This is a genomic window from Parafannyhessea sp. (genome assembly GCF_051876455.1).
Lineage (GTDB): Bacteria > Actinomycetota > Coriobacteriia > Coriobacteriales > Atopobiaceae > Parafannyhessea.
Genome location: NZ_JBJEHW010000040.1, coordinates 1 through 23,305 on the forward strand (window position 1 = coordinate 1; position 23,305 = coordinate 23,305).

At 66.3% G+C, this 23,305-nt stretch carries 19 protein-coding genes and 1 tRNA gene; 9 read left to right on the plus strand and 11 right to left on the minus strand.

The annotated features are described in order from the left end of the window. From ACI38Z_RS01865 to ACI38Z_RS01910, 10 genes are all read right to left on the minus strand, one after another. On the minus strand, nucleotides 1-536 hold a 536-nt coding region (locus tag ACI38Z_RS01865; protein ID WP_439788488.1), incomplete at its 3' end, for an FtsW/RodA/SpoVE family cell cycle protein. A gap of 10 nt (nucleotides 537-546) precedes the next feature. Beyond that, on the minus strand, nucleotides 547-2,580 hold the full coding sequence (gene mrdA / locus ACI38Z_RS01870) for a penicillin-binding protein 2 (RefSeq protein ID WP_439788489.1): 2,034 nt from the start codon (nucleotides 2,578-2,580) through the stop codon (nucleotides 547-549). Between the two features lie 9 nt (nucleotides 2,581-2,589). Then, the gene (gene mreD / locus ACI38Z_RS01875) at nucleotides 2,590-3,153 is read right to left on the minus strand and encodes a rod shape-determining protein MreD (RefSeq protein WP_439788490.1); all 564 of its coding nucleotides are present in this window, start codon (nucleotides 3,151-3,153) and stop codon (nucleotides 2,590-2,592) included. Between the two features lie 60 nt (nucleotides 3,154-3,213). Next, complete coding sequence (mreC, locus tag ACI38Z_RS01880) at nucleotides 3,214-4,104, minus strand: rod shape-determining protein MreC (protein ID WP_439788491.1); 891 nt, start codon at nucleotides 4,102-4,104, stop codon at nucleotides 3,214-3,216. Between the two features lie 90 nt (nucleotides 4,105-4,194). Beyond that, entirely contained in the window at nucleotides 4,195-5,238 is a 1,044-nt protein-coding gene (locus ACI38Z_RS01885) for a rod shape-determining protein (protein ID WP_439788492.1), read from the minus strand. A gap of 60 nt (nucleotides 5,239-5,298) precedes the next feature. Further along, nucleotides 5,299-6,738: a tetratricopeptide repeat protein gene (locus ACI38Z_RS01890; protein WP_439788493.1), complete on the minus strand. Its 1,440-nt coding sequence runs from the start codon at nucleotides 6,736-6,738 to the stop codon at nucleotides 5,299-5,301. 36 nt (nucleotides 6,739-6,774) lie between these two features. Continuing rightward, nucleotides 6,775-7,320 carry a peptidylprolyl isomerase gene (locus ACI38Z_RS01895; RefSeq protein WP_439788494.1) on the minus strand — a complete coding sequence of 182 codons (546 nt, stop codon included), beginning with the start codon at nucleotides 7,318-7,320 and terminating at the stop codon, nucleotides 6,775-6,777. A 107-nt stretch (nucleotides 7,321-7,427) separates the two neighbouring features. After that, nucleotides 7,428-8,429, minus strand: coding sequence for a zinc ribbon domain-containing protein (locus ACI38Z_RS01900; RefSeq protein WP_439788495.1), 1,002 nt, complete (start codon nucleotides 8,427-8,429; stop codon nucleotides 7,428-7,430). A gap of 71 nt (nucleotides 8,430-8,500) precedes the next feature. Further along, nucleotides 8,501-11,182, minus strand: coding sequence for an aconitate hydratase AcnA (acnA, locus tag ACI38Z_RS01905; RefSeq protein ID WP_439788496.1), 2,682 nt, complete (start codon nucleotides 11,180-11,182; stop codon nucleotides 8,501-8,503). After that, nucleotides 11,148-13,562, minus strand: a complete 2,415-nt coding sequence (locus tag ACI38Z_RS01910) for an HAD-IC family P-type ATPase (RefSeq protein WP_439788497.1) — start codon at nucleotides 13,560-13,562, stop codon at nucleotides 11,148-11,150. The genes acnA and ACI38Z_RS01910 overlap by 35 nt, the downstream gene beginning before the upstream one ends. A gap of 180 nt (nucleotides 13,563-13,742) precedes the next feature. On the opposite strand from ACI38Z_RS01910, the gene ACI38Z_RS01915 reads away from it, so the two are divergent. From ACI38Z_RS01915 to ACI38Z_RS01955, 9 genes are all read left to right on the plus strand, one after another. Further along, nucleotides 13,743-13,819, plus strand: a tRNA-Arg gene (locus ACI38Z_RS01915). Nucleotides 13,820-14,048: 229 nt separating this feature from the next. Then, nucleotides 14,049-15,083, plus strand: a complete 1,035-nt coding sequence (gene aroF / locus ACI38Z_RS01920) for a 3-deoxy-7-phosphoheptulonate synthase (RefSeq protein WP_439788498.1) — start codon at nucleotides 14,049-14,051, stop codon at nucleotides 15,081-15,083. Beyond that, complete coding sequence (locus tag ACI38Z_RS01925; RefSeq protein WP_439788499.1) at nucleotides 15,083-15,955, plus strand: prephenate dehydrogenase; 873 nt, start codon at nucleotides 15,083-15,085, stop codon at nucleotides 15,953-15,955. The genes aroF and ACI38Z_RS01925 overlap by 1 nt, the downstream gene beginning before the upstream one ends. Further along, nucleotides 15,952-17,043 (plus strand): 3-dehydroquinate synthase, encoded by a 1,092-nt coding sequence (aroB, locus tag ACI38Z_RS01930; protein ID WP_439788500.1) that lies wholly within the window; start codon nucleotides 15,952-15,954, stop codon nucleotides 17,041-17,043. Before ACI38Z_RS01925 ends, aroB begins: the two co-directional genes overlap by 4 nt. Nucleotides 17,044-17,055: 12 nt before the next feature. Next, nucleotides 17,056-18,363 carry a 3-phosphoshikimate 1-carboxyvinyltransferase gene (gene aroA / locus ACI38Z_RS01935; protein ID WP_439788501.1) on the plus strand — a complete coding sequence of 436 codons (1,308 nt, stop codon included), beginning with the start codon at nucleotides 17,056-17,058 and terminating at the stop codon, nucleotides 18,361-18,363. A 2-nt stretch (nucleotides 18,364-18,365) separates the two neighbouring features. Further along, nucleotides 18,366-19,481: a chorismate synthase gene (gene aroC / locus ACI38Z_RS01940; protein WP_439788502.1), complete on the plus strand. Its 1,116-nt coding sequence runs from the start codon at nucleotides 18,366-18,368 to the stop codon at nucleotides 19,479-19,481. Between the two features lie 52 nt (nucleotides 19,482-19,533). Beyond that, the gene (locus tag ACI38Z_RS01945; protein WP_439788503.1) at nucleotides 19,534-20,679 is read left to right on the plus strand and encodes a bifunctional chorismate mutase/prephenate dehydratase; all 1,146 of its coding nucleotides are present in this window, start codon (nucleotides 19,534-19,536) and stop codon (nucleotides 20,677-20,679) included. Beyond that, on the plus strand, nucleotides 20,680-21,945 hold the full coding sequence (locus ACI38Z_RS01950; protein ID WP_439788504.1) for a shikimate kinase: 1,266 nt from the start codon (nucleotides 20,680-20,682) through the stop codon (nucleotides 21,943-21,945). A 152-nt stretch (nucleotides 21,946-22,097) separates the two neighbouring features. Next, nucleotides 22,098-23,069 carry a type II 3-dehydroquinate dehydratase gene (locus ACI38Z_RS01955; protein ID WP_439788505.1) on the plus strand — a complete coding sequence of 324 codons (972 nt, stop codon included), beginning with the start codon at nucleotides 22,098-22,100 and terminating at the stop codon, nucleotides 23,067-23,069. A gap of 4 nt (nucleotides 23,070-23,073) precedes the next feature. Here the strand turns inward: ACI38Z_RS01955 and ACI38Z_RS01960 are convergent. Further along, on the minus strand, nucleotides 23,074-23,305 hold a 232-nt coding region (locus ACI38Z_RS01960; RefSeq protein ID WP_439788506.1), incomplete at its 5' end, for a 5-formyltetrahydrofolate cyclo-ligase.

Below are 23,305 nucleotides of genomic sequence, written 5' to 3' on the forward strand. Positions count from 1 at the left end.
TAGTCACGCAGCGTGTCCACCTTGCCGTTGTACTGCGCTCCGAGTCCCGCCATGAGGTATATCGTGACGAGCTTCGCGAGCTCCGACGGCTGGAACGTCATCCCGATGATCGGGATCTTGATCCAACCCGTCATGCCCAGAGCGGTGTAGCTGAGGCCCGGCACCTTGGGCAGGAACATGAGTATCACGTCGGTCACCAACAGGGCCGTCGTCATGTTCTGGAGCGCCCGGTAGTCGTAGCGCCAGATGAGCACGGCTCCCACCACGCCCATGGCGATGCCCAGCAGGTGCCTGGGGAACGACGCCTCCGCGATGGATAGCGATGCCGAGTAGATGACGACGGCTCCGTAGGCCACAAGGAGCACGGCCGGTATCAGCTGAGGTATGTATACGGAGCTGCGCGCGATGTGCTTGCCGGCCGAGGGCCGCGCCGCCATGCCGCGGCGGTTCATGATGTGGGAATAGAATGCCGAGAAGGAACCCAGGCCCTTCTCGTTCACCTTGGCCCCCTGGGCCGAGTTCTGCTGTCGTGCCATCGTCCCTCCCCTACTGGACACCGGAGCTGTCGACGGCCGTGGCCGTGTCGGGCTGGTTGTAGATCGTTCCGAGGATGTCCCTCACCACGTACATTGCTCCCTCGCTGCCGTAGCCGCCGTACTCGATCACAGATGCGACCACGTACTTGGGCTTGTCGTAGGGTGCGTACGCAATGAACCAGCCGGTCGGCTGCGACTTCGAGGTCTGCGCCGATCCCGTCTTGCCCGCGACGGTGACGGACAGGTTCGTGAAGTGCTCGGTCTGCGCCTCCGACTCCTCGTAGATGACGCCCTTCAGGCCCGCGTGCACAACGTCGAGGTAGGCTTGCTTTTCCGTCACCTTGCGCATGACCTCGGGCTTGTACGTCACCACCGAGCCGTCGCCTATGGGCGACTTCACGCTCTTGAGCACGTGCGGCCGGTACATGGTCCCGTCGCAGGCGATCCCGGCATAGGCGCAGAGCATCTGCAGCGGCGTTACGAGCAGGTCGCCCTGGCCGATGACGAGGTTCGTCGTGTCGCCGCCCTGCCAGGTGCGCGAGTCGCTGTCGGACGAGGCGTAGTACTTGTACTTCCACTCCGGCGTCGGCACCCTGCCCTCGGACTCGCTCGGGAGGTCGATGCCCGTCTTGGAGCCAAGTCCCCACTTCTTGTACGTGTCCTGCAGCCCCTCTGGGTGCTTCGAGTAGAAGAACCCCTTGCCGATCTCGTAGAAGACAACGTCGCAGGACACCGTGATGCCCCTCTGGATGTTCACCGTGCCATGTCCCGAATGGTTCCAGCAGTACTGGCCAAAGCCCTTGCCAAAACCCGTCCAGTACCCCGAGCAGTAGTACGTCGACGTCGTGGTCGCGATGCCGTAGTTGAGGGCGGCGAACGACGAAAGCGGCTTGATGGTGGACGCGGACGGGTACTGGCCCGCGATGCAGCGGTTCATGAGCGGGTAGTGGCTCGAGTCGTCCGAAAGGCTCTTCCAGTCGTCGCTCGAGATGCCACCCACGAAGACGCTCGGCGAGTAGGTCGGCGCGGACGCCATGGCGAGAATCTCGCCGTTCGTGACGTCCATCGCGATCGCGCAGCCCGCGTGGCAGTCAGTCCTGCCCTCCTCCCTGAGCGCCGCAATCCGCTTGGCGAGGGAGTCCTCGGCTGCCTTCTGCAGCGTCGAGTCGATGGTGAGCACGACGTCGGAGCCGCTCTGCGGTTCCACGGAGCTCGAGAAGCTCAGCACGTTGCCGGAGGCGTCCACGTAGACCTTCTGCTCGCCCTTGATGCCCTGTAGCACGTTCTCGTACTCGTACTCCACGCCAGCCTGGCCCACGACGTCCCCCGATGCGTAGGCGATGCTCGAGTCACTGTCCGACGACGAGGACTTCTTGAGCTGGTCGGAGCTCACGGTTCCCGTGTATCCCAGCACCTGCGCCGCGAGGGTGCCCTGAGGGTAGTGGCGTTGGGTCCTTTCCTCCACGCTCACGCCCGAGAACACGCTCTGATGCGCGTCAATAAAGGCCACCACGCGACGCGACACGTCGACGGCTACTGGCCTCAGGCTCTGCGCGCCGCCCGTCGAGTCCTCGATGTTCCGCTTGACGGCCATCACGGGCATGCCGATCAGGTTCGCCAGAAGCCGCATCTCGATGTCGTCGTTCACGACATCCGACTTTGCCACGACGGTGAGGCTCGCCCTGTTGCTGACGAGCTCCTTGCCGTTGCGGTCCAGGATCCTCCCGCGCGCCGCCGCCATGGATATGGTCCTCGACCTGTTGGATTCCGCCTGCTCGCTGTACGTGCTCGATGACACGAGCTGCATCGACCAGAGCCGGGCGAGAAGGACGCCGATGATTGACCCCGAGAATATGCCAAGCCCGAAGAGCCGCGACTTGAACCCGCCCTCGCTCGACATGTCGGAGCCGCCAGAAGCTTTTGGCGCGCCTCCCCCGATGTCGAAGGTGAAGCGCGACTCGCCCTTCCCAAAGAGGAAGAACGCAACCAGCAGCCCAATGAGAACGAGCGCGAGGACGATGATTATTACGACGATGGGACTCAAGATCTCACCCTAGATGTTGCCAATGTTATATTTCTGGCCCTTCTTGGAATGGCTGCCCCTCTGGCGCCCCCCAAGACCAGTGCCCTCACCCCGCGAATAGATGATCGCAAAGGGAATGAACGCGATGACGGTCAGCAGGAGCGTTGGGAGGGTCCTCTGCACGATCACGTCGAATATCGAGCTTGCCTGCCCGACGATGAGCATCGCCACGTGATAGAAGAGGCTCACCAGCACGGCATGAATCGCGAACAGCATCATGGAAGGTCCCACCTCCCCCGCCAGGCGATTCCTGCACTCCATCCCCATCTGGAACGACGAGATGGTCAGCAGCAACGCCATGAGTCCCACTGGGCCGGTCGTGGAAAGGTCGAAGACCAGACCGGACAGGAACCCGCAGGCGACTCCCGTCCGACCGCCTATGGTGAGGGCCACCACGGCGGAGAAGATCAGCGCAAAGTTGATGCGGCCGTTTCCAAGGGCGAGGTTCGGCGCAACGGCAAGCTGCAGCACCAGGCAGACCAGCGCAAGCCAGCCGATACTCCTCTTGTTCTTGTTCGTGTCCTTAACCTGCATGCATCCTCACCTGCTTACGCTCTGTCCTAGCCGCATACCGCCCGAATCCGCGCCAGCCCCCTATGAGGAGCTGTAGCTGCTATCGGAGCTCGATGACGAGCTGCTGGTCGAGCTCGACGAGTCCTGCGCGTCTGCCGAGGTGATGTCCTCGGACGTCGCCTGTTGGTCCTCAGTAATGGAGGTGATTACGAGGACCTCCTCGAAGTTCTCCGCGGTGGAAAGCGGCTTCACGTCGATGTCGTAGTAGAGCGCACCGGCGGACTTGTTGACGCTCATCACCGTTCCGATGGGAAGCCCCTTGGGGAACACCCCTCCAAGACCACTCGTAACCACGTTGTCACCCACTTTGACCGACGTGTCAGTGCTGATGAGCGTGAGCTTGAGCGTCCCGTCAGAGCTTCCCTCGAGGATGCCCTGGGCCCTGCTCGACTGGATCATCGCGGAGACCCTGGAGTTCTCATCGGTCAGGAGCCTCACGGTAGCGGAGGTGCCGCCACAGCTGATGATCTGACCAATCGCGCCATTCGCGTCCGTGACGGGCATGCCGACGGCCAGGCCCGATGTGGAGCCCTTGTCAATCGTGATGTCGTCGCTCCACGAGGACGTCGCGCCGGATATCACCCTCGCAGCCGTGGACTTCAGGCTGTACGTGCTCTGGAGTGCCAAGAGCTTCTCGAGCCGCTCGGCGGTCTTCTTCTCCTCCTTGAGCTTGACGTTGCTCGCCTTGAGCTTAGCGTTCTCCTGCTTGAGCTCCGTCAGCGACTTCTGGCTCGCCGTGAGGTTGGTGAAGACGTTCCCAAGCCCCTGGAACGGCGCCGTAACGACGACTCCCAGGTATCGCACGGGCGTCGTTATCGTCGAGTAGACGCCACGGACGCTCGTGAAGAAGCCACCATTGGACTCCCGTGCGCTCGCGGTGAACATGACGAGGGAAAGAACCACGAGGACCACAGCAAGGCGGCTCCCGTTTCCCTGTCCATCCTTATGAAGACCCGAGGAGGACAGGCCTCCCCCGTTCAAAGTCGGCAATCAACCCACCTGCTAGCTTGCGCTCTGGACGAAGCCGCCAGAGAGCGCATTGGCCTCCAGCACCTTCGCACAGCCATTCACCACGTTTTCGAGCGCTGTGGGGCTCACGTTGACGGGAACGCCGGTCTCCTCGCGGAGCCTCTGGTCGAGCCCGCGAAGCATGCCGCCGCCACCCGTCAGTAGCACGCCGTAGTACATGAGGTCGGACGCCAGGTCCGGAGGCGTCACGTCGAGTGCGTCCTTCACGGCCTTGGTCACCTCGTCGAGGGGCTTGTCGAGAGCCCGCCTGATCTCCTCAGACTCGATCCTCACGCTCTTTGGGAGTCCGCTCATCACGTCCCTGCCGTTGACCTCGACGTCGAGCTCCTCGGCAAGCGGGGCGGCGGACCCCACCTTGATCTTGATGTCCTCGGCAGTCCTCTCGCCAATGGAGAGGTTGTAGGCGTCCCTGACGTGCTCGAGGATCGTCTGGTCAAACTCGTCGCCCGCAACACGGATCGACTGCGAGACGACGATGCCGCCCATCGCGATGACGGCCACCTCGGTCGTGCCACCTCCGATGTCCACGACCATGGATCCGGTGGGATCCTCGATCGGGAGGTCGGCGCCGATGGCCGCTGCCATAGGCTCCTCAATGAGGTATGCCTGCCTTGCCCCCGCGGAGATCGTGGCCTCGAAGACGGCGCGCTTCTCGACCGACGTTACGCCGGACGGCACGCAGATGACGACCCTCGGCCTTGGGGACCAGGGATAGCGCCTCGTCCCGCGCGCCTTCTCGATGAAGTAGCGGAGCATGACCTCCGTGACGTCGAAGTCCGCGATGACGCCATCCTTGAGCGGGCGCTCCGCGATGATTGAGCCAGGGGTCCTGCCAATCATGCGCTTCGCATCGGCACCGACGGCAAGGACCCTGTCCTCGCTCTTGTCGATGGCAACGACGGAAGGCTCGTTGAGCACGATGCCGCGACCGCGAACGGCCACAAGCGTGTTGGCGGTGCCCAGGTCGATGGCGAGGTCTCCGTCATTTTCGCCGAAGAGTGAGTCGATGATCGACATTGCTTCCTATCCTATTCCCATGTGGGCAGCCCTGCCCGAGGCCAGTCGTGAATCCTTGGGCTATGCGCCCGTTGAGATGGTACCCGTGGTGGAGCTGTTCTGAGACTCCGAGCCGCTAGTAGACACGTCAGTTCCACTATTCGTACTCGACGACGAGTCCGCGGACGATGTCGAGCTGTCGCTTACGGACGCGTCGGACCCGTTGCTCGAGGCGTACACGGGCGTGACGGCTGAGACCTTCCAACCGATGCCGTCCCTCACGAGCGAGATCTTGTAGCTCTGGCTACCGCCCGCAGAGAGCGTGGCCGTCACGGTGACGGTCGACGCCCGCATCGACTTGTCGAGCCCGTCGATTTCTACCTTCGAGGTGCCAGTGGGAAGGAGGCTCTTGATCTGCGAGCGCTCGGAGCTGGAAAGGCTCGAGCTGAGGTAGCTCGAGACGTCCTTGCCAGAAGAGCTCGCCTGGAAGAGGTCCTCCACCACGGACTGCTGCGTCGGCCAACCGTAGCCCTTGTAATAGGCGAATCCGGCGACTCCCGCAGCTACGACCAGGATTATGAGTATGGTCAGGAACGCCTTCAGGCCGCGATGGCTCTTCTTGCGCCTCACCTTGCGCTCCTTGCGCGCCTTCTTGTCCTGCGCGACGAGGTCCTCCTCCTTGACGGAGAAGAAGCCCGTGTCCTCCGGGGAGGGCATGAATTCTCCCGTCTGTCCGGTCGGATCGAGCGGGTCGATGGCGGCGCCGGTTCCATAGCCTGCCGCGGCGAGAAACGCGTCGGTCTCGGACGGTGAGCCATCCGTGATCGCGGCGACGGCCTTCTTGGCAGCCTCGAACGCGGCCTGCGCCTCCGGCTTGAGCTTGAAGGAACCGTCCTTCGTGGCGCGGGAGAACGCGTCCACGGCCTCGGTCATCCTGTTGGCGGCGACGTAGGCAAGACCAAGGTCGCCGTAGATCTCATTCTGGCTCTCGGCGGGCGTCGTGAAGTCGAGGGCGGTGCGATACGCCTCCACCGCGTCGACGGCACGTCCCATCTGCATGAAGCAACCGCCAAGGTTCTTGAGCGCCGAGCTCGGATCGGGGTTCTTCTCGTCGATGGCGGCGTTCCTGTACGCGACGCCAGCGTCACGCACGTTTCCCACGCGCATGTAGGCGTTGCCCAGCGCCGTGTACGCCTTGTACGGCGTCGGGTAGTCCTCGTCCTTGATCGCGAGCGACAGGGACGCGATGGCCTCCTGAGGCTTGTTCGCGGCGAGAAGCGCACGGCCACGGTTGCAGGCGAGCGCCCCCGAGTGACCGTAGTTTGCGTCCCCAAGTGCGTTGCCGTACGAGTTCGCGGCCTCCGCATAGCGGCCGAGCTTCATGAGGCAGTTGCCGAGCAGGTGGTCGACGGCGCCAGACACCTCTCCCGGGGCCTTGGCAGCCGAGAGCTGAGCCACGGCGCCAGCGAAGTCCCCACGCTTGTACGCGTTCTTGCCAGCTTCGAATGCTTGCTGATTCATAGTGCCCCTTTACCGAGTGATTGTGGATGTTTGTGGTTACTCAGCGTGCTCGATCCTGATGGACTCGATGACGTCGCCCGCGCGCAGGCTCTTGACGACGTCAAGGCCCTCGATGGTGTTGCCGAACACCGTGTAGTTGGGATCGAGGAAGTGCTGGGCACCAAGGCAGAAGTAGAACTGCGATCCCGCGGAGTCGGGGTTCTGGGAGCGTGCCATCGCAAGCGCGCCGTCAACGTGGCTGTTCCGCGGGTTGGTGTCATACTCGTGCTTTATGCGATAGCCGGGCCCGCCCGTTCCGGGCATGCCGTCGGGACCCGCAACGCCGGCGGCAACCTGCTCGGGGGTCATGTCCCTCGTGTTGGGGCACCCACCCTGGATCACGAAGTCGGGCACGTAGCGATGGAACTTGAGCCCGTCGTAAAAGCCGGAGCCGGCAAGCTCGCAGAAGTTGGCAACGTGGATTGGGGCTCCAGCGCCGTCGAGGCGTGCCTTGATCGTGCCCTTGCTCGTCTCGAACACGGCGACCTCGTCGCCCACCACCTCGTACTCGGGCGTGTAGACGGGCTCCAAGAAGAATCCCATGTCAGTCCCTCCAGAATGCAGGCCAAATCCCTGGCTCGCTAACGTTCATCCAACCAATTCTAGCAGCAGGGATATTGTTTCACATATTCGGCAGAACGCCACCGTGCCTAGCTCGATTTCTTCTGGGGCTTCCAATCCTTGTAGTTTTCCTCAAAGAGCTTCTTGTACCTGTCCGTGATGGAGCTGCCGTCCGTGTCCGTGAGCGGCGCGGCGATGATCTTCTGGTCCGCCTGTGGGTCGGTGGACTTTGCGCAACGCTTCCATGCGTCGTAGAGCGCGTCCATCCTGTTTCTCATGTAGTTGCCGAGCGAAGTCAGGTTGCTCCTGTCATCCGCATAGGTACCGGACGTGACGTCGACCTGCTTGATGTCATCGATCAGGTTGCTGATCTCGTACACGAGCGACTGCGCGTTCTCGTACCCAGACTGACGCTCCGTCTGGGTCCCGGAGTATGCGACCTTGTCGAAGCTCTTCTCGCTCGCGTCCACCTTCGCCTCGAGCTTTACGAGCTTCTTGTAGTAGCTCGAGAGCTTCTTGTACGAGGCGTCGTCTCCGGACGTCACCTTTGTGGAGTCGGAGCTCGCGGAGGAGTCCTGCCCCTTGAGCTCGGTGATTGTGCCGGGGAACCCTGCCATGGAGGTGCTCGCATCCGTCTTGGCGCGCGTGTCGAACGCCTCCGGGTTCCAAGGGTGCGTGACGAGAAGGACAAAGCCGCACACCGCGGCCACAGCTATGCCCATGGTTATCAGGAGCACGCGTGCGCGCGGCATGCGGTCGTGCTCGGCAACGGGACTGTCACCGTCATCCTCGGGAGGGATGGCGCTCTCGATGCGTGGCATCACGTTCGTGCGCTCGCGGTCCGAGCTGAGGTCGCCCGTTGCATCCCCTGCCTCGATTGCGCTCTCGCGAATGCCGGCGTCTTCCTGCCGTCCCACGGGCATGCCGCAGTGCGGGCACACCGTGGCGCCATCCGGAACAAGCGAACCGCAGCTCTCGCACCACACGCCCTCGGCCTTGTGGACCTCCTTGGGGTGTTCAAGGTCGACGTGACAGGCGGGGCACTTGGCCAGGCCGTCGGGGATGTTCGAGCCACAGTTGGGACAAATCACGATTTACCTCCAGGTCAGGAGCACGGAGGGTGCCGTCCCGCCACAGATGCCCCATGGCGGGACGGCCCGCATTACTCCGAAAGCTCCTCGAGCACGTACGGCAGGATGCCGCCCGCAGAAAGATAGCCGCCCTCCATGGGCGTGTCCACCCTCACCACGCAGTCGAACACAATCTTCTCCCCGCTTGGCTTCGTGGCGGTCACCGTTGCCGTGCGCTCGCTCGGAAGCCCCGCCGACACGTCGACGGGCGTGACGTCGAAGGTCTCAGTTCCATCAAGCCCCAGGCTCTCCGCAGAGTCGCCCTCGCGGAACTGAAGGGGAAGCACGCCCATCTGCACGAGGTTCGAGCGGTGGATCCTCTCGAAGCTCTGCGCGATGACGGCCTTGACACCCAGGAGCGCCGGACCCTTGCCGGCCCAGTCGCGGCTCGAGCCCGAGCCGTAGAGCTTGCCCGCCACCACGACCAGCGGCACGCCGTGCTCGCGGTAGTCGACAGAGGCGTCGTATATGCTCTTGACCTCGCCGTCCAGGAAGTCCCTGGTCCAGCCGCCCTTGCGTCCCTCCGCCAACGCGTTGGAGAGCTTGACGTTGGCAAAGGTCCCGCGAGCCATTACCTCGTGGTTGCCGCGACGGCTGCCGTAGGTGTTGAAGTCCCTGGGCTCGATGCCGTGCTCCCTGAGGTAGCGCGCCGCCGGCGAATCCGGCGCGATGGCGCCGGCAGGCGAGATGTGGTCCGTGGTGACGAAGTCGCCCAGCAGCGCGAGGACACGGGCGCCCCTCACCTCGATCACGCTTGCGGGGTGCGCGAGGTCGAAGTACGGCGCGCGCCTCACGTACGTGGAATCGGGATCCCAGTCGAAGGTGCTGCTCTTGCCGGCGTCGATCTGCCTCCACACGTGCGAGCCCTCGAACAGGCCCTTCTCGCCCGCGCTGAAGAGCTCGGGCGTGAGCTGCTCGTCCAGGATCGCCTTGATCTCCGCGTTCGTGGGCATGACGTCGGCGAGCATGACGGGCCTGCCCTCCGGGTCGGTGCCGAGGGGCTCGTGCGCGAGGTCGACGTCCACCGTACCCACGAGCGCGTACGCGACCACGAGCGCGGGCTGCATGAGGTAGTTCTGGCTCACGTAGGGAGATATGCGGCCCTCGAAGTTCCTGTTGCCGGAAAGGACGCTCGTGAGCTCCATCCTCGAGGAGAGCTCCTTGAGCGCGGGAAGGATGTCGCCGGAGTTTCCGATGCAGCTCATGCAGCCAAAGCCGCAGGTGTAGAACCCGAGCTGGCGCAGGGGCTCGGCGAGTCCGGAGCGGGCGAGCAGGAGCGACGTCACCCTGGAGCCGGGGGCGAGGATGCGCTTGACCCACGGCTTGGTCTGGAGGCCCCTCTCGTGCGCCTTCTTGGCGAGGAGGCCGGCCGCGACCATCATGGCGGGGTCCGTCGCCGTGGTGCAGCTGGTGATGGCAGCGATCGCGATGGTGCCGTGGCCGAGGCTCACGTACTTCTCGCCCACCCTCACGTCGAAGCGCTCGCCGGCGTCCCTGACGCCGTGTGCGGCAAGGGCGGACGAGAAGCGCTCCCTCAGGGTCGCGGGCGTCACGCGGTCGTGCGGCTTGGACGGGCCGGCGAGGCTCGTCTGGACCGTCGAGAGGTCAAGCTCGACCGTGCGCGAGTACGTCCTGTCGGCGGTGGTGCCGAAGACGCCCTGCATGCCCAGGTACTTCCTGATCAGCTCGACGCGGCCCTCGCTCCTGCCGGTGAGCCTCAGGTAGCCGATGGACTGCTCGTCCACCGGGAAGAGCGTTGTCGTGGCGCCGTACTCCGGCGTCATGTTGGCGACGCAGGCGCGCTGCGTGGCCGTAAGCGTCGACGCGCCCTCGCCCGTCACCTCCACGAGCGTGCCCACGACGCCCTCGGCGCGCAGGCGCTGGGCCACCGTGAGGGCGAGGTCCATGCCGCTCACGCCGTCGCGGAGGCTGCCCGTGAGGCGCAGCTCCACCACGGGCGGCACGAGCATCGTGATTGGCTGACCGAGCGCCGCCGCCTCGGCCTCGATGCCGCCGACGCCCCAGCCCAGCACGCCGAGGCCGTTTGCCGTCGTGGTGTGGGAGTCGGTTCCCACGAGCGTGTCGAAGCAGGCGACCGGCAGCTCGGCGTTGGAGAGCGTGTCCCTGCTCACGACCTCGCTGAAGCGCTCCATGTTGAGCTGGTGGCAGATGCCCTCCCCGGGCGGCACGATGCGCACGTTGTCGAATGAGTTCGCGGCCCACTTCAGGAACGCGAAGCGCTCGTGGTTGCGCTCCGCCTCGCGCTGCTGGTTCTTCTCGACCGCGTCGTCCTCGCCCGTGACGTCCGCGATGACGGAGTGGTCCACCACGAGGGTGCACGGGATGCGCGGGCTCACCTTGGCGGGGTCCCCGCCGCGGGCGACCATGGCGTCGCGCATGGCCGCGAAGTCCACAAAGACCGGCACGCCCGTGAAGTCCTGGAAGAGCACGCGGGACGGCATGAAGGGGATCTCCTCGCCCTGCTCGCCCGCGAGGCCCGCCTCGACCACGCGACGGGCGAGCTCCGTCGCCTCCGCGTCCGTCGCGGCACGGCGCACGCAGTTCTCGAGCAGCGTCACGAGGGCCCTGGGCAGCCTCGACGCGCCGGGGATTCCGGAGACGTCATAGGCGAGGATGCCCTTCTCCCCCACCTCGATGCGCTTGGGCCTGCGTGCGGCGCTAACCGCGTCTGCGAACTCTTTGCTCACGCTCATTTAGGATCTCCAACCTCTTGATAAGGAACCCGACGAGGCCCTTGGCCCCTCCCTCGCGAACGGATTCGTCGTACAGCCTGTTGAACAAGACTATCGCCAAAACGGCGACCACGGCAGATGCTAGCGCAGAATTAACCGTGGGCGGCGCAATGGAGAAGAACGAGGCGCCAAGGGTCGTGCCGACGCCTATGGTCGCGAGCACGATCGCGATCACGGCGACCCGCAGCGGGTTGAGCGGGCGCGATATGCGGTAGATGAGCGCCACGCCCACGACGAGCATCTGCGCCATGCACATGGTGGACATGGTCGCGTCGGACCACCCCGTCACCCTGCAGCAGCAGATGGTCGCCACGAGCGCCGCCACGATTGAGAGCGATGCCGGCAGCGACCTCGTGAGGACGTTCGATATGAACCTCCCGCGCACTCGCTCGTGGTTTGGCTCGAGCGCCAGCAGGAATGACGGGATGCCGATGACGGCGGCGGACACGAGCGACATCTGCACCGGAACGAAGGGATACGGCGGCATCAGGATGCAGAAGGCCGCAAGCACGGCACTGAAGAACGTCTTTGTGAGGAAGAGCGCCGCGGAGCGCTGCAGGTTGTTGATGGAGCGCCTGCCCTCGGCCACCACCTCGGGCAGGTGCGCGAAGTCGTTGTCCACGAGCACGATCTCGGCCACGTTGCGCGCCGCCGCCGAGCCCGACGCCATGGCTATGGAGCAGTCGGCGTCCTTGAGCGCGAGGACGTCGTTCACGCCGTCGCCGGTCATGGCGACCACATGGCCCTCCTCGCGCAGCTTGCGCACGATCTGGCGCTTCACCTGGGGCGTGACGCGGCCGAACACGCGGCAGTCCCTCACTGCGCGGTCCACGTCCCTCTCGCCCGCGAGGCTCGAGGCGTCCACGTAGCGGTCCGCGTGCGGCACGCCCACGACGCCGGCTATGCCGGAGACGGTCCTCGGGTCGTCGCCCGATATCACGCGGATCTCGACCCCCTGCCGCTTGAAGAACTCCATGGTCTGGGCCGCGGTGTCGCGAATCTGGTCGCGGATGCCCAGAAATCCCAGCACCTCGGGCTCTCCCTCTATCGAGCCGTCCGGCGCGAAGCCGTCCACGCGCGCCACCACGAGGACGCGCATCAGCCGGTCAAATCCCTCGAGCTCCCCCTTGACCTCGGCGGCGCGCGCTACCAGCACGAACTGCGCCGCGCCCATCACGAGGCAGGTGCCGTCGGCCGTGACGCAGCCCGAGTACTTTGTCCTGGACGAGAAGGGCACTGCACGCGTGACCGCGAGCGGCTCCACGGAGTGCGCCCGACCATACGCGATGACGGCCCGCGCCGTCTCGTTCGCGTCGTCGGCGCTCGCATGCGCGATGGTCACGGCCGCCTGGGCAGCGTCGCCCCGCACCTCCGCGACCTCCATGGCGCCCGTCGTGATGGTTCCCGTCTTGTCGAGGCACAGCACGTCCACGCGGGCGAGCGTCTCCACGCAGTACGCCTGCTGCACGAGCACGCTGCGCATGGCAAGGCGCGTCGTCGCGATGGCGAGGACGCTCGAGGTCAGAAGTACGAGCCCCTGCGGGATCATGCCCACCACCGCCGCGACCGTCTGCAGCACGGCGGCGTTGTAGTCGTACTTCCCCATGAGCGCGATGCGCACGAAGAGTATCGGACCCAGGACCAGCAGGCACGTGGTGCCCAGGCGGATGATCTCCTGGAGGGCCGAGAGCATCTCGGAGTTGACGCGCTTGACGTACTTGGCCTCCGCGTTGATCCGCGCGGCAAAGCCCTCGCGGCCCACCCGCGTCACGCGGTACACGAAGGCGCCGCTGTCCACAAAGGAGCCTGACAGGACCTCGCTGCCCACGCTCTTCTCTATGGCGTCGCTCTCTCCCGTAAGCAGGCTCTCGTCCATGCGGGGCGAGCCCTCCACCACCACGCCGTCGGCGGGCACCTGGTCGCCGTGCGCGAGCGCCACCAGGTCGTCCAGCACCACCTCGCGCACCGGGACCTGTCTGCGCTCGCCCTCGCGGATGACCGTCACGTTCCTTGCCGCGACGATGGTGAGCTGGTCGACCTTTCGCTTGGCACGGACCTCCTGCACGATGCCGATGGCGAGGTTCGCTATGACCACGATCATGAACGCGCAGTTCTTGTAGGATCCCGTGGAGATGACCAGTGCCGCCATGAACACGTTGATCGCGTTGAAGAGCGTGAGGGTGTGCTCGGCGACGATCTGCCTGACGGACTTGGTCTTGACGTCGGTGTCCGCGTTGACCTTGCCCTCGCGCACGCGCTCGCGGACCTCGTCGTCGCTCAGCCCGGCGAGCGGGTCTGACCCTCGCGTTTGGTCAAAGCGTTCCGTTGTCTCGGCTGCCACCCGTCCTCCTTGTCAGGACCGCCCGTTCGCGACTGCGTCGCCAGTCGGCTCAGGGGTCCATTCTACCAGTCGCGGTTGCACGACGCCGACGGGCAGGCGCCTCTGCGGGCCATGGGCGACAATTCCCGCGCACTCTCGCGGCACGTCGCGTCCGAGTTGTCGTATACTGTTCACTTGCGTGGCCCCATAGCTCAGTGGATCAGAGCGTTCGCCTCCGGAGCGAAAGGTCGTGAGTTCGAGCCTCACTGGGGTCACCATGCTGGGAATCTGTAGGGCATCCGCTTGGGTGCCCTTTTTGTTTTTGTCGGCAGCCCAGGTATGCGCCGTCCCTCACGCATCCCGGCCTTCACCAAATGCGCACGTGTCGGTGTCCCAAAATCCACGTTTCGTAACGCTTTGAGTACATGGGGCAGCCTATTCAATATCTTGCGTTAGCATCGTCCCCGTAAAGGACGACTTGGTGCCCATGGACCCGAAAGGCTAAAAATGATTGCAATCGTTAAAGACTCCGCAACCCCGGAGCAGCTCGACCACTTCGTGCGCTGGATCGAGGACCGTGGCTTCAAGACGAACGTCTCCAAGGGCGAGAACGAGACCATCGTCGGCATCATCGGCGACACGACGCGCATCGACCCGTTCCTTCTCGAATCGATGGACATCATCGACCAGGTGAGACGCGTCTCCGAGCCCTTCAAGAAGGCCAACCGCAAGTTCCACCCCGAGGACACGGTCGTGGACTGCGGCCACGGCGTCAAGATCGGCGGCGGCAACTTCCAGGTCATCGCCGGTCCCTGCTCCGTCGAGGGCGAGGGCCTGCTCGACATCGCCCGCGCCGTCAAGAGGGCGGGCGCCACGATGCTGCGCGGCGGCGCCTACAAGCCCCGCACCAGCCCCTACTCGTACCAGGGCATGGGCGAGAAGGGCCTGGACATCCTGCTCGAGGCCTCCGCGGAGCTCGACATGCCCATCGTCACGGAGGTCATGGACCCGCGCGACGTCGGCCTCTTCCTCGACAAGGGCATCGACGTCATGCAGATCGGCGCCCGCAACGCCCAGAACTTCCCGCTCCTCAAGGAGGTCGGCAAGACCAACGTGCCCGTCCTCCTCAAGCGCGGCATGTCCGAGACCATCGACGAGTTCCTCATGGGCGCCGAGTACATCATGAGCGAGGGCAACCCCAACGTCATCCTCTGCGAGCGCGGAATCCGCACGTTCGAGACGCGCACCCGCAACACCTTCGACGTCAACGCCATCCCCGTCGTGCACCACCTCTCGCACCTGCCGATCATCGGCGACCCCAGCCACGCCACGGGCTACACCCGCTACGTGCGCCCCGCCGCCTACGCGGCGACGGCTGCCGGCGCCGACGGCCTCGAGATCGAGGTGCACGACAACCCGTCCAAGGCCTGGTCCGACGGCGCCCAGGCGCTCACCCCCGCGCAGTTCGAGGACGCCATGAGGCGCATCCACGTCATCCGCGAGGCCGTCACGATGGACCTCGACAAGGGTGGCGAGCTCTGATGGCGCAGCCGGCACAGCAGACCTTCACGCCGGGCCGCGTCGGCGTCGTCGGACTCGGCCTCATGGGTGGCTCCTTCGCAAAGGCGGAGCACGCCGGTGGCCGCGAGGTGTACGCGTGGAACCGCACGCACTCCACGGTAGAGCTCGCGGAGATCGAGACCATCGACGGCGAGCTCACCAACGACGTCATCCCCACCTGCGAGCTCATCATCCTTGCGGGCTACCCGCAGGTGAGCATCGACTGGCTCGAGAAGATGGCCGACCTCATCTCGCCCGGCGCCATCGTGATCGACACCGTGGGCGTCAAGCGCGTCATCTGCAGCCACTGCTTCAAGATCGCGGAGAAGTACGAGTGGACCTTCGTGGGCTGCCACCCCATGGCCGGCACCCAGTACTCGGGGTTCGCGCACTCGCGCGCCAACATGTTCCACGGTGCTCCCATGGTCGTCGTCCCTCCCAAGATGGACGACTTCGAGCGCCTCGACGTGCTCGAGCGCCTCAAGAAGCTCCTCGAGCCCTGCGGCTTCGGCTCGTTCACGCTGGCCACGGCCGCGTTCCACGACGAGCAGATCGCCTACACCTCGCAGCTCGCGCACGTCGTCTCCAACGCGTACGTGAAGAGCCCCGCGGCCCAGAGCCACAAGGGCTTCTCCGCGGGCTCCTACAAGGACCTCACGCGCGTCGCGCGCCTCAACGCCCCCATGTGGACGGAGCTCTTCCTTGACAACGCCGACAACCTCTCCCACGAGATCGGCATCCTCATCGACAACCTGCAGGCGTACAAGGACGCGATAGACCAGAGGGACGCCAAGCGCCTGGAGGAGCTCCTGGCGGAGGGCGACCGCCTCAAGAAGGAGGCCGAGCGCAGATGAGCACGGACGTCGTAAAGGTCAGCACGCCGTCCCGCGCCTACGACGTCGTCGTGGGCCAGGGCGTCATCGACGAAGTGGGCGAGCTCACGCGCAAGGCGTGCGGCGGCCCCGCGGCCTGCGTCATATCCGACTCCAACGTCGCGCCGCTGTACGCCAACGCGGTGGCGGAGTCCCTGCAGGCGGCGGGGTACCGCACGACGCTGCAGGTCTTTCCCGCCGGCGAGCAGCACAAGCGGCTCTCGACCCTCTCGGACCTGCTCGAGGGCCTCGCCCAGTCCGAGCTCTCGCGCGACGACGTCGTCGTGGCGGTGGGCGGCGGCGTCACGGGCGACATGGGCGGCCTCGCCGGCGCGCTCTACCTCAGGGGCTGCAAGGTCGTGCAGGTGCCCACGTCGCTCCTCGCGATGGTCGACTCCTCCGTCGGCGGCAAGACCGCCGTCGACCTCGAGGCCGGCAAGAACCTGGCCGGCGCGTTCTTCCAGCCCTCGCTCGTCGTCGCGGACGTGGACTGCCTCGACACCCTCACGCCGGCCCTGTTCACGGACTCGTGCGGAGAGGTCATCAAGCATGGCGTCATCCGCGACGCGGAGCTCTTCCAGAGGCTCGTCCGGCACCCCATCAACGCGCCCGACTTCGACCCCGCCGAGCTGCAGTCCGTCATCGTCCGCAACGTCGAGATCAAGCGCGACGTGGTCGACCAGGACGAGCGCGAGCGCGGTCTCAGGCAGATTCTCAACTTCGGCCACACCATCGGCCACGCGATCGAGGCCGCGAGCGACTTCAGGCTCGGCCACGGCTCGAGCGTGGCGGCGGGCATGTGTTGCATCGCCCGGGCATCGGCGCGCATGGGCTGGTGCCCCGCGCAGGTCGCGGATGACATCGTGTCCGCGGTCGAGGCGTACGGCCTTCCCACGGACACCACCGAGGACCATGACACGCTCTTCTCCTATGCCGTGCACGACAAGAAGCGGCACGGCACGACGGTGAACGTCGTGGTGCCCCTCGCCATCGGCTCGGTTGAGGTGAGAAGGCTCTCGCTGGATGAGTTCAGGCACCTCATCGACCTTGGCTGCGGCACGCAGGCGTAGGAGGAGAAGGACATGGACGTAACCATCGAGCCCCATGCGCTCGCGGGCACCGTGCCCGCCGTCGCCTCCAAGTCGATGGCGCACAGGCTGCTCATCCTCGCGGCGCTCTGTGACGGGACCACGGACATCGACTGCAACACGACCTCGCTCGACATCGAGGCCACGGTCTCGTGCCTCGAGTCGCTCGGCGCGCGCATCTCGCGCACGCGCCGCGGCTTCAGGGTCAGGCCCGTGCCGCGCGATGCAACGTCCGGCAAGCCGACGGCGGGCCAGCCGCCGACGCTCGACTGCGGCGAGTCCGGCTCCACGCTTCGCTTCATGCTGCCCGTGGCCTGCGCCCTCGGCGCACCGGTCCGCATCATCGGGCACGGCCGCCTCGCGTCGCGCCCGCTCTCGCCGCTGCGCGAGGAGCTCGTCGCCCACGGCGCGTCCATCTCTCCAGAGGGGTCGTTCCCCCTCTCCGCGCAGGGACCAGTCTCGGGCGGCGACTTCCGCATCCCCGGCAACGTCTCCTCGCAGTACGTGAGCGGCCTCCTCATGGCGGCCCCGCTCCTTGGCGAGCCCGTGCGGGTCGCCGTGAGCGAGCCCGTCGAGTCCCGCTCCTACATCACGCTCACCAGGTCCGCGCTCGAGACCTTTGGCGTCACGGTCTCCGTCTCGCACGAGGTCCTCGCGGGGACGCCCTGCGAGGTCTACTCCGTCGAGCCGGGAGGCCTAGCCTCGCCCGGCGCATGCTCCGTCGAGGGCGACTGGTCCAACGCGGCCTTCTGGCTCGCCGCGGGAGCAGTCGGCGGTCCCGTCACGGTGAGCGGGCTCGACCCCAAGAGCCCCCAGGGCGACCGCGCGGCCCTGGCCGCCACGAGCCTCTTCGGCGCCCGCACGTCCGTCTCGCAAGACGGCGTCACCTCGGCGGCGGCGCCGCTTAAGGCGCAGGTCGCGAGCGTGGCGGACATTCCTGACCTCGTGCCTCCACTGGCGGCCATGGCCGCCTTCGCCACGGGCACCACGCGCCTCACGGACGCCGGCCGCCTGCGCCTCAAGGAGTCCGACCGCCTTGCGACCGTGAGCGCCGCCCTTCTCGCCCTGGGCGGAAGCGCCCGCGTCGAGGGTGACGACCTCGTCGTGGAGGGCTCGGGTCGCCTTGCGGGAGGCGTCGTCGACGCCGCAAACGACCACCGCATCGCCATGATGGCGGCGGTGTGCGGCGCATATGCCGACGGCCCCACCACGATCCGCGGCGCCGAGTGCGTCCGCAAGTCCTATCCGGAGTTCTTCCGCGACTTCCGCTCGCTCGGCGGCGTCGCGCACGAAAGCGAGTAGCCATGCCATCAACCTTTGGCAACACCCTCAGGGTCACCGTGTTCGGGCAGTCCCACTCCGCGGCCGTCGGCTGCGTGGTGGAAGGCCTTCCCTCCGGCCACGTGGTCGACCTCGACGCCCTCGGGGCGTTCATGGCCAGAAGGGCGCCTGGCCAGGGACCCTGGACCACGCCCCGCAAGGAGGCCGACCTTCCCCGCATCGTGAGCGGCCTCAACCCCAGGGGCGCCACCTGCGGGGCCCCGCTCGCCGTCGTGATCGAGAACACCAACACGCGCTCCGGGGACTACGACAACATCCTCTCCGTTCCGCGCCCCGGCCACGCGGACCTCACCGCATGGGCAAAGTGGCACGGAAACCAGGACGTTCCCGGCGGCGGCCACTTCTCGGGCAGGCTCACCGCGCCCCTCTGCGCCGCTGGTGGCATCGCCCTCCAGATCCTCGCCAAGCGGGGCATCCGCGTCTCCGCGCACCTCGCGAGCGTCGCGGACGTGGACGACGAGCCCTTCTCCGCGCTCGACAACTCCCCCGAGGCACAGTCGCGCCTCGCATCCCAGATGGACGCCCTTGCGGACGGGCGCACCTTCCCCACGATCGACAAGGAAGCCGGCACCTCCATGCTCGCCGCGATCGACGACGCACGCCGTTCGCTCGACTCCGTGGGCGGCGTCGTGGAGTGCGTCGCCACCGGCATGCCCATGGGCGTCGGCTCCCCCATGTTCGACGGGATAGAGAACCTCATCGCGCGCGCCGCCTTTGGCATCCCCGCCGTCAAGGGGCTCGAGTTCGGACGCGGCTTCGAGGCGGCCCGCCTCCGCGGCAGCCAGGACAACGACCCATACCGCATGCGCGACGGCGTGCCCACGCCTACCACCAACAACGCCGGCGGGGCACTGGGCGGCATCACCACCGGCGCGCCCGTGCTCTTCAGGATCGCGCTCAAGCCCACGTCGAGCATCTCGCGCCGCCAGCAGAGCGTGGACCTCACCACGATGACCGACGCCGAGCTCGAGGTCCACGGCCGCCACGACCCCTGCGTCGCCACGCGCGCCGTTCCCGTTACGGAGGCGGTCTGCGCGCTCGTCCTTCTCGACGCGCTCGAGTCGTTCCCGGCAGAGTAGCCAGAGCCCACACAGACAGAAACCGGGCCGAGTGCCCGTGCCAGGAGGAACCTTGGAAGACCTTTCCCAGATCCGCAGCGACATCGATTCCATAGACTCGCAGATAGTCGACCTGTTCAAGCGCCGCATGGACTGCGCCGACCGTGTCGCCGCATACAAGCGCGAGAAGCACCTCCCCGTGCTGGACAAGTCGAGGGAGCGCGCCCTTCTCGCCCGTCGCGCCTCCGAGGTGCCCAAGGACCTGCGGGTCTACACGGAGGTGCTGTTCCAGCTCCTGATGGAGGCCTCTCGCAACCGACAGACCGCACGCCTGCAGACGCCCAGCGCCACGGCGCAGGCCATCCAGACGGCCCTCGCGCAGAGCCCCGCGTGCTTCCCGCGCGACGCCTTCGTGGCGTGCCAGGGCGTGGAGGGCGCCTACCAGCAGATCGCGTGCGACCGCATCTTCCGCCACGCCAACATCAGCTACTTCGACACGTTCGACGCGGTGTTCCGCGCCGTGGAGGAGAAGTACGTGGACCTCGGCGTGCTGCCCATCGAGAACAGCACCGCGGGATCGGTCAACCAGGTTTTCGACCTCATGATGCGTCACAACTTCCACATCGTGCGCACGTGTCGCCTCAAGATCGACCACAACCTCCTGGCAAAGCCCGGCACGGGCCTCGAGGACGTTCGCCACATCTACAGCCACGAGCAGGCCATCAACCAGTGCGGGGACTTCCTCGGCCAGCTCAAGGGCGTCAAGGTCCACGCCTGCGAGAACACGGCCGTCGCGTCCAAGATGGTGGCCGAGAGCCCCCGCACGGACGTCGCGGCGCTCGCCTCGCGCTCGTGCGCCCAGATCTACGGGCTCGACGTGCTCGCCGCGAGCGTGCAGGACCAGGGCAACAACTACACGCGCTTCGCCTGCATCTCGCGCGACCTCACGATCTTCCCCGGGGCGGACCGCAGCACGTTCATGCTCGTCGTCAACCACGAGCCCGGCGCCCTCTACAAGGTTCTGGCAAAGTTCTACGCGCTCGACATCAACATCATCAAGCTCGAGAGCCGCCCCATCCCCGACCGCGACTTCGAGTTCATGTTCTACTTCGACATCGACTGCCCCGCCGCCTCCCCCGAGTTCCTCACGCTCGTGCGCTCGCTCGAGGCGAGCTGCGAGGAGTTCCGCTACCTCGGCAGCTACAGCGAGGTGATCTAGGTGGCGCGCTTCGGCCTCCTGGGCAGGAGGCTCGGCCACAGCTGGTCCCCGCTCATCCACAAGAGCCTCGGCTCCACGCCCTACGACCTGATTGAGCTGGAGCCAGACGAGGTCGCGCCGTTCGTGCGCGAGGACAAGACATGGCAGGGCCTCAACGTGACGATCCCCTACAAAGCCGACGCCGCGCGGCTTGCGGACGAGCGCTCGCCGCGCGTTGAGGCGCTCGGCGTCGCCAACACGCTCGTGCGCCGCGAGGACGGGAGCATCTACGCCGAGAACACCGACGTCCTCGGCTTCGGCTTCATGCTGGACCAGTTCCTGCGCGGGCCCCTTGCACTCGACGGCCCCGGGCCGCTCCACGGCCGCGAGGTCCTCGTCCTGGGCGACGGCGGCGCGAGCCAGGCCGTGCAGGCGGCACTCGCCAAGACCGGAGCTGACGTCCGCGTGATATCGCGCCATGGCGAGGACGACTACTCCAACGTCCCCGGGCGCCACCCCAACGCCTTCCTGCTGGTCAACACCACGCCCGTGGGCATGTACCCCAAGTGCCCCGCCACGCCTCTCCCGCTCGAGGACATGCGCAGGCTCCGCAACCTCGCGGGCGTGCTGGACGTCGTCTACAACCCGGGGCTCACGGGTATCTGCCTCGACGCGCGAAGGCTCGGCATCCCCTTCCAGAGCGGGCTCGCGATGCTCGTGTCGCAGGCCCTCTACTCAAGCGAGCTCTTCCAGGGACGCACGCTCGACCGCTCGCTCGTTTCGACCATCGAGTCGCAGATCAGGCACCAGACCCAGAACGTCGTCCTCATCGGCATGCCGGGGGTCGGCAAGACCACCACGGGGCGGGCGCTCGCGCACCTGCTCGGCCGCCCGTTCGTGGACCTGGACGACGCGTTCAGGCTCGAGTACGGCATGGATGCCGGAAGCTACATCCGCGCAAACGGCGAGGACGCGTTCCGTGCGCTCGAGACGCGGGTCGCCGCAGACTACGGCTCCCGCTCGAGCCTCGTGATCGCGTGCGGCGGCGGCATCGTGACGCGCCCCCAGAACGAGGACCTCCTCCGCCAGAACGGGACGATCGTCCTGCTCGAGCGGCCGTTGGAGAGCCTCCCCAAGGGCGGGCGCCCCATCTCGCAGGCCAAGGGTCTCGAGCAGCTCGCTCGCGAGCGCATGCCGCTCTATCGCGCCTGGGCGGACCTCGACCTTCGCTGCACGGGCACGGCCTCCGGCGATGCACGCGCCATCGTCAAGATGATTGGTTGTTAAGGCAGCGTTTCAGGCTTTTTGTACCATCCTCCGTTTATGGACGATTTCGCAACGCCTGCCAGACAGTGCTCCCACCACGCTGGAAACGCTTCCGCTTCTTCCTATACTCCTAGATTTGTATGCAACTGTCTGAAGCGAGGGATGAGGGCTCAATGGAGACGGGCGAGGCCGCGAGGGCGGTACTTAAGAACATCGGCGGCAAGGCGAACGTGGTGTCCAACGGACTCTGCATGACCAGGCTCAGGATCACCGTCGCGAACCCGACGCTCATCAACCGCGCGGCCCTCGAGGCGATTCCCGGCGTGCTCGGCGTGGCGTCCTTCGGGACCAACGGCATCGAGGTCGTCTTTGGGCCGCGCACCGTCCAGCACGTGTTCGACAGCTTCGCCTCGCTCACGGGCCTCGAGCCCGAGGTGGAGCTCCCTCCCCTCGCACGCGGCGAGGGCCGCGGCATCCACGTCCAGATCACGCCGCAGGGCGAGCCGGCGGCCTCCCCGGTGGCCCGCAAGGTCGCGGAGGAGCCCGACGACCTCATGCTCAAGACGCTTCTCTCGCTCGACGACGATGACGACGAGGAAGAGGACGACTTCGAGGACGACGTCGCGTCCATGGAGGACGACGACCCCGACGATCTCGAGGAACCCGCCGCGGGCGAGAAGGTCGTGCCCACGTCCCCGACTCCCGGCCCCAGGCTGCTCGTCATCAACGGCCCCAACATCAACATGCTGGGCATTCGCGAGCCCGACCTCTACGGCAAGCAGGACTACGCCGAGCTCATCCGCGTGTGCCGCGAGGCCGCTGTCGACGCCGGCTTCTCCTCCTGCGACTGCTACCAGTCCAACCACGAGGGCGACATCGTCGACCGCATCCAGGCCGCATACCAGAAGGTCGACGGCATCGTGATCAACCCCGGCGCGTACACGCACACGTCCGTCGCCATCCTCGACGCGCTCAAGGCGGTCTCGATTCCCGCCGTCGAGGTCCACATCTCCAAGGTTGACGAGCGCGAGGACTTCCGCCAGGTCTCCTACGTGCGCCTCGCCTGCTTCGAGACCATCATCGGCGAGGGCATCCAGGGCTACGCGCACGCAATCCGCGACCTCGCGAGCCACCTGAGGGGCTAGCGGGCTAGGCGTCCGCTCTTCTCGCCCGCCACACGGCCCCGTCGCTCACGATTGCGTCGACGGGCACGTCGTGCGCGTCGCGCGGCAGCGGGTTGCCGCTTATCTGCATGGTGCGCGCGAGTCCCACTTTGAGGCCGGGGTACCCCGCCAGGAAGTCGTCGTAGTAGCCCGCGCCGTAGCCGATGCGGTATCCCTCCGCGTCGAACACGAGGCCGGGCACAAGGCAGATCGACCGT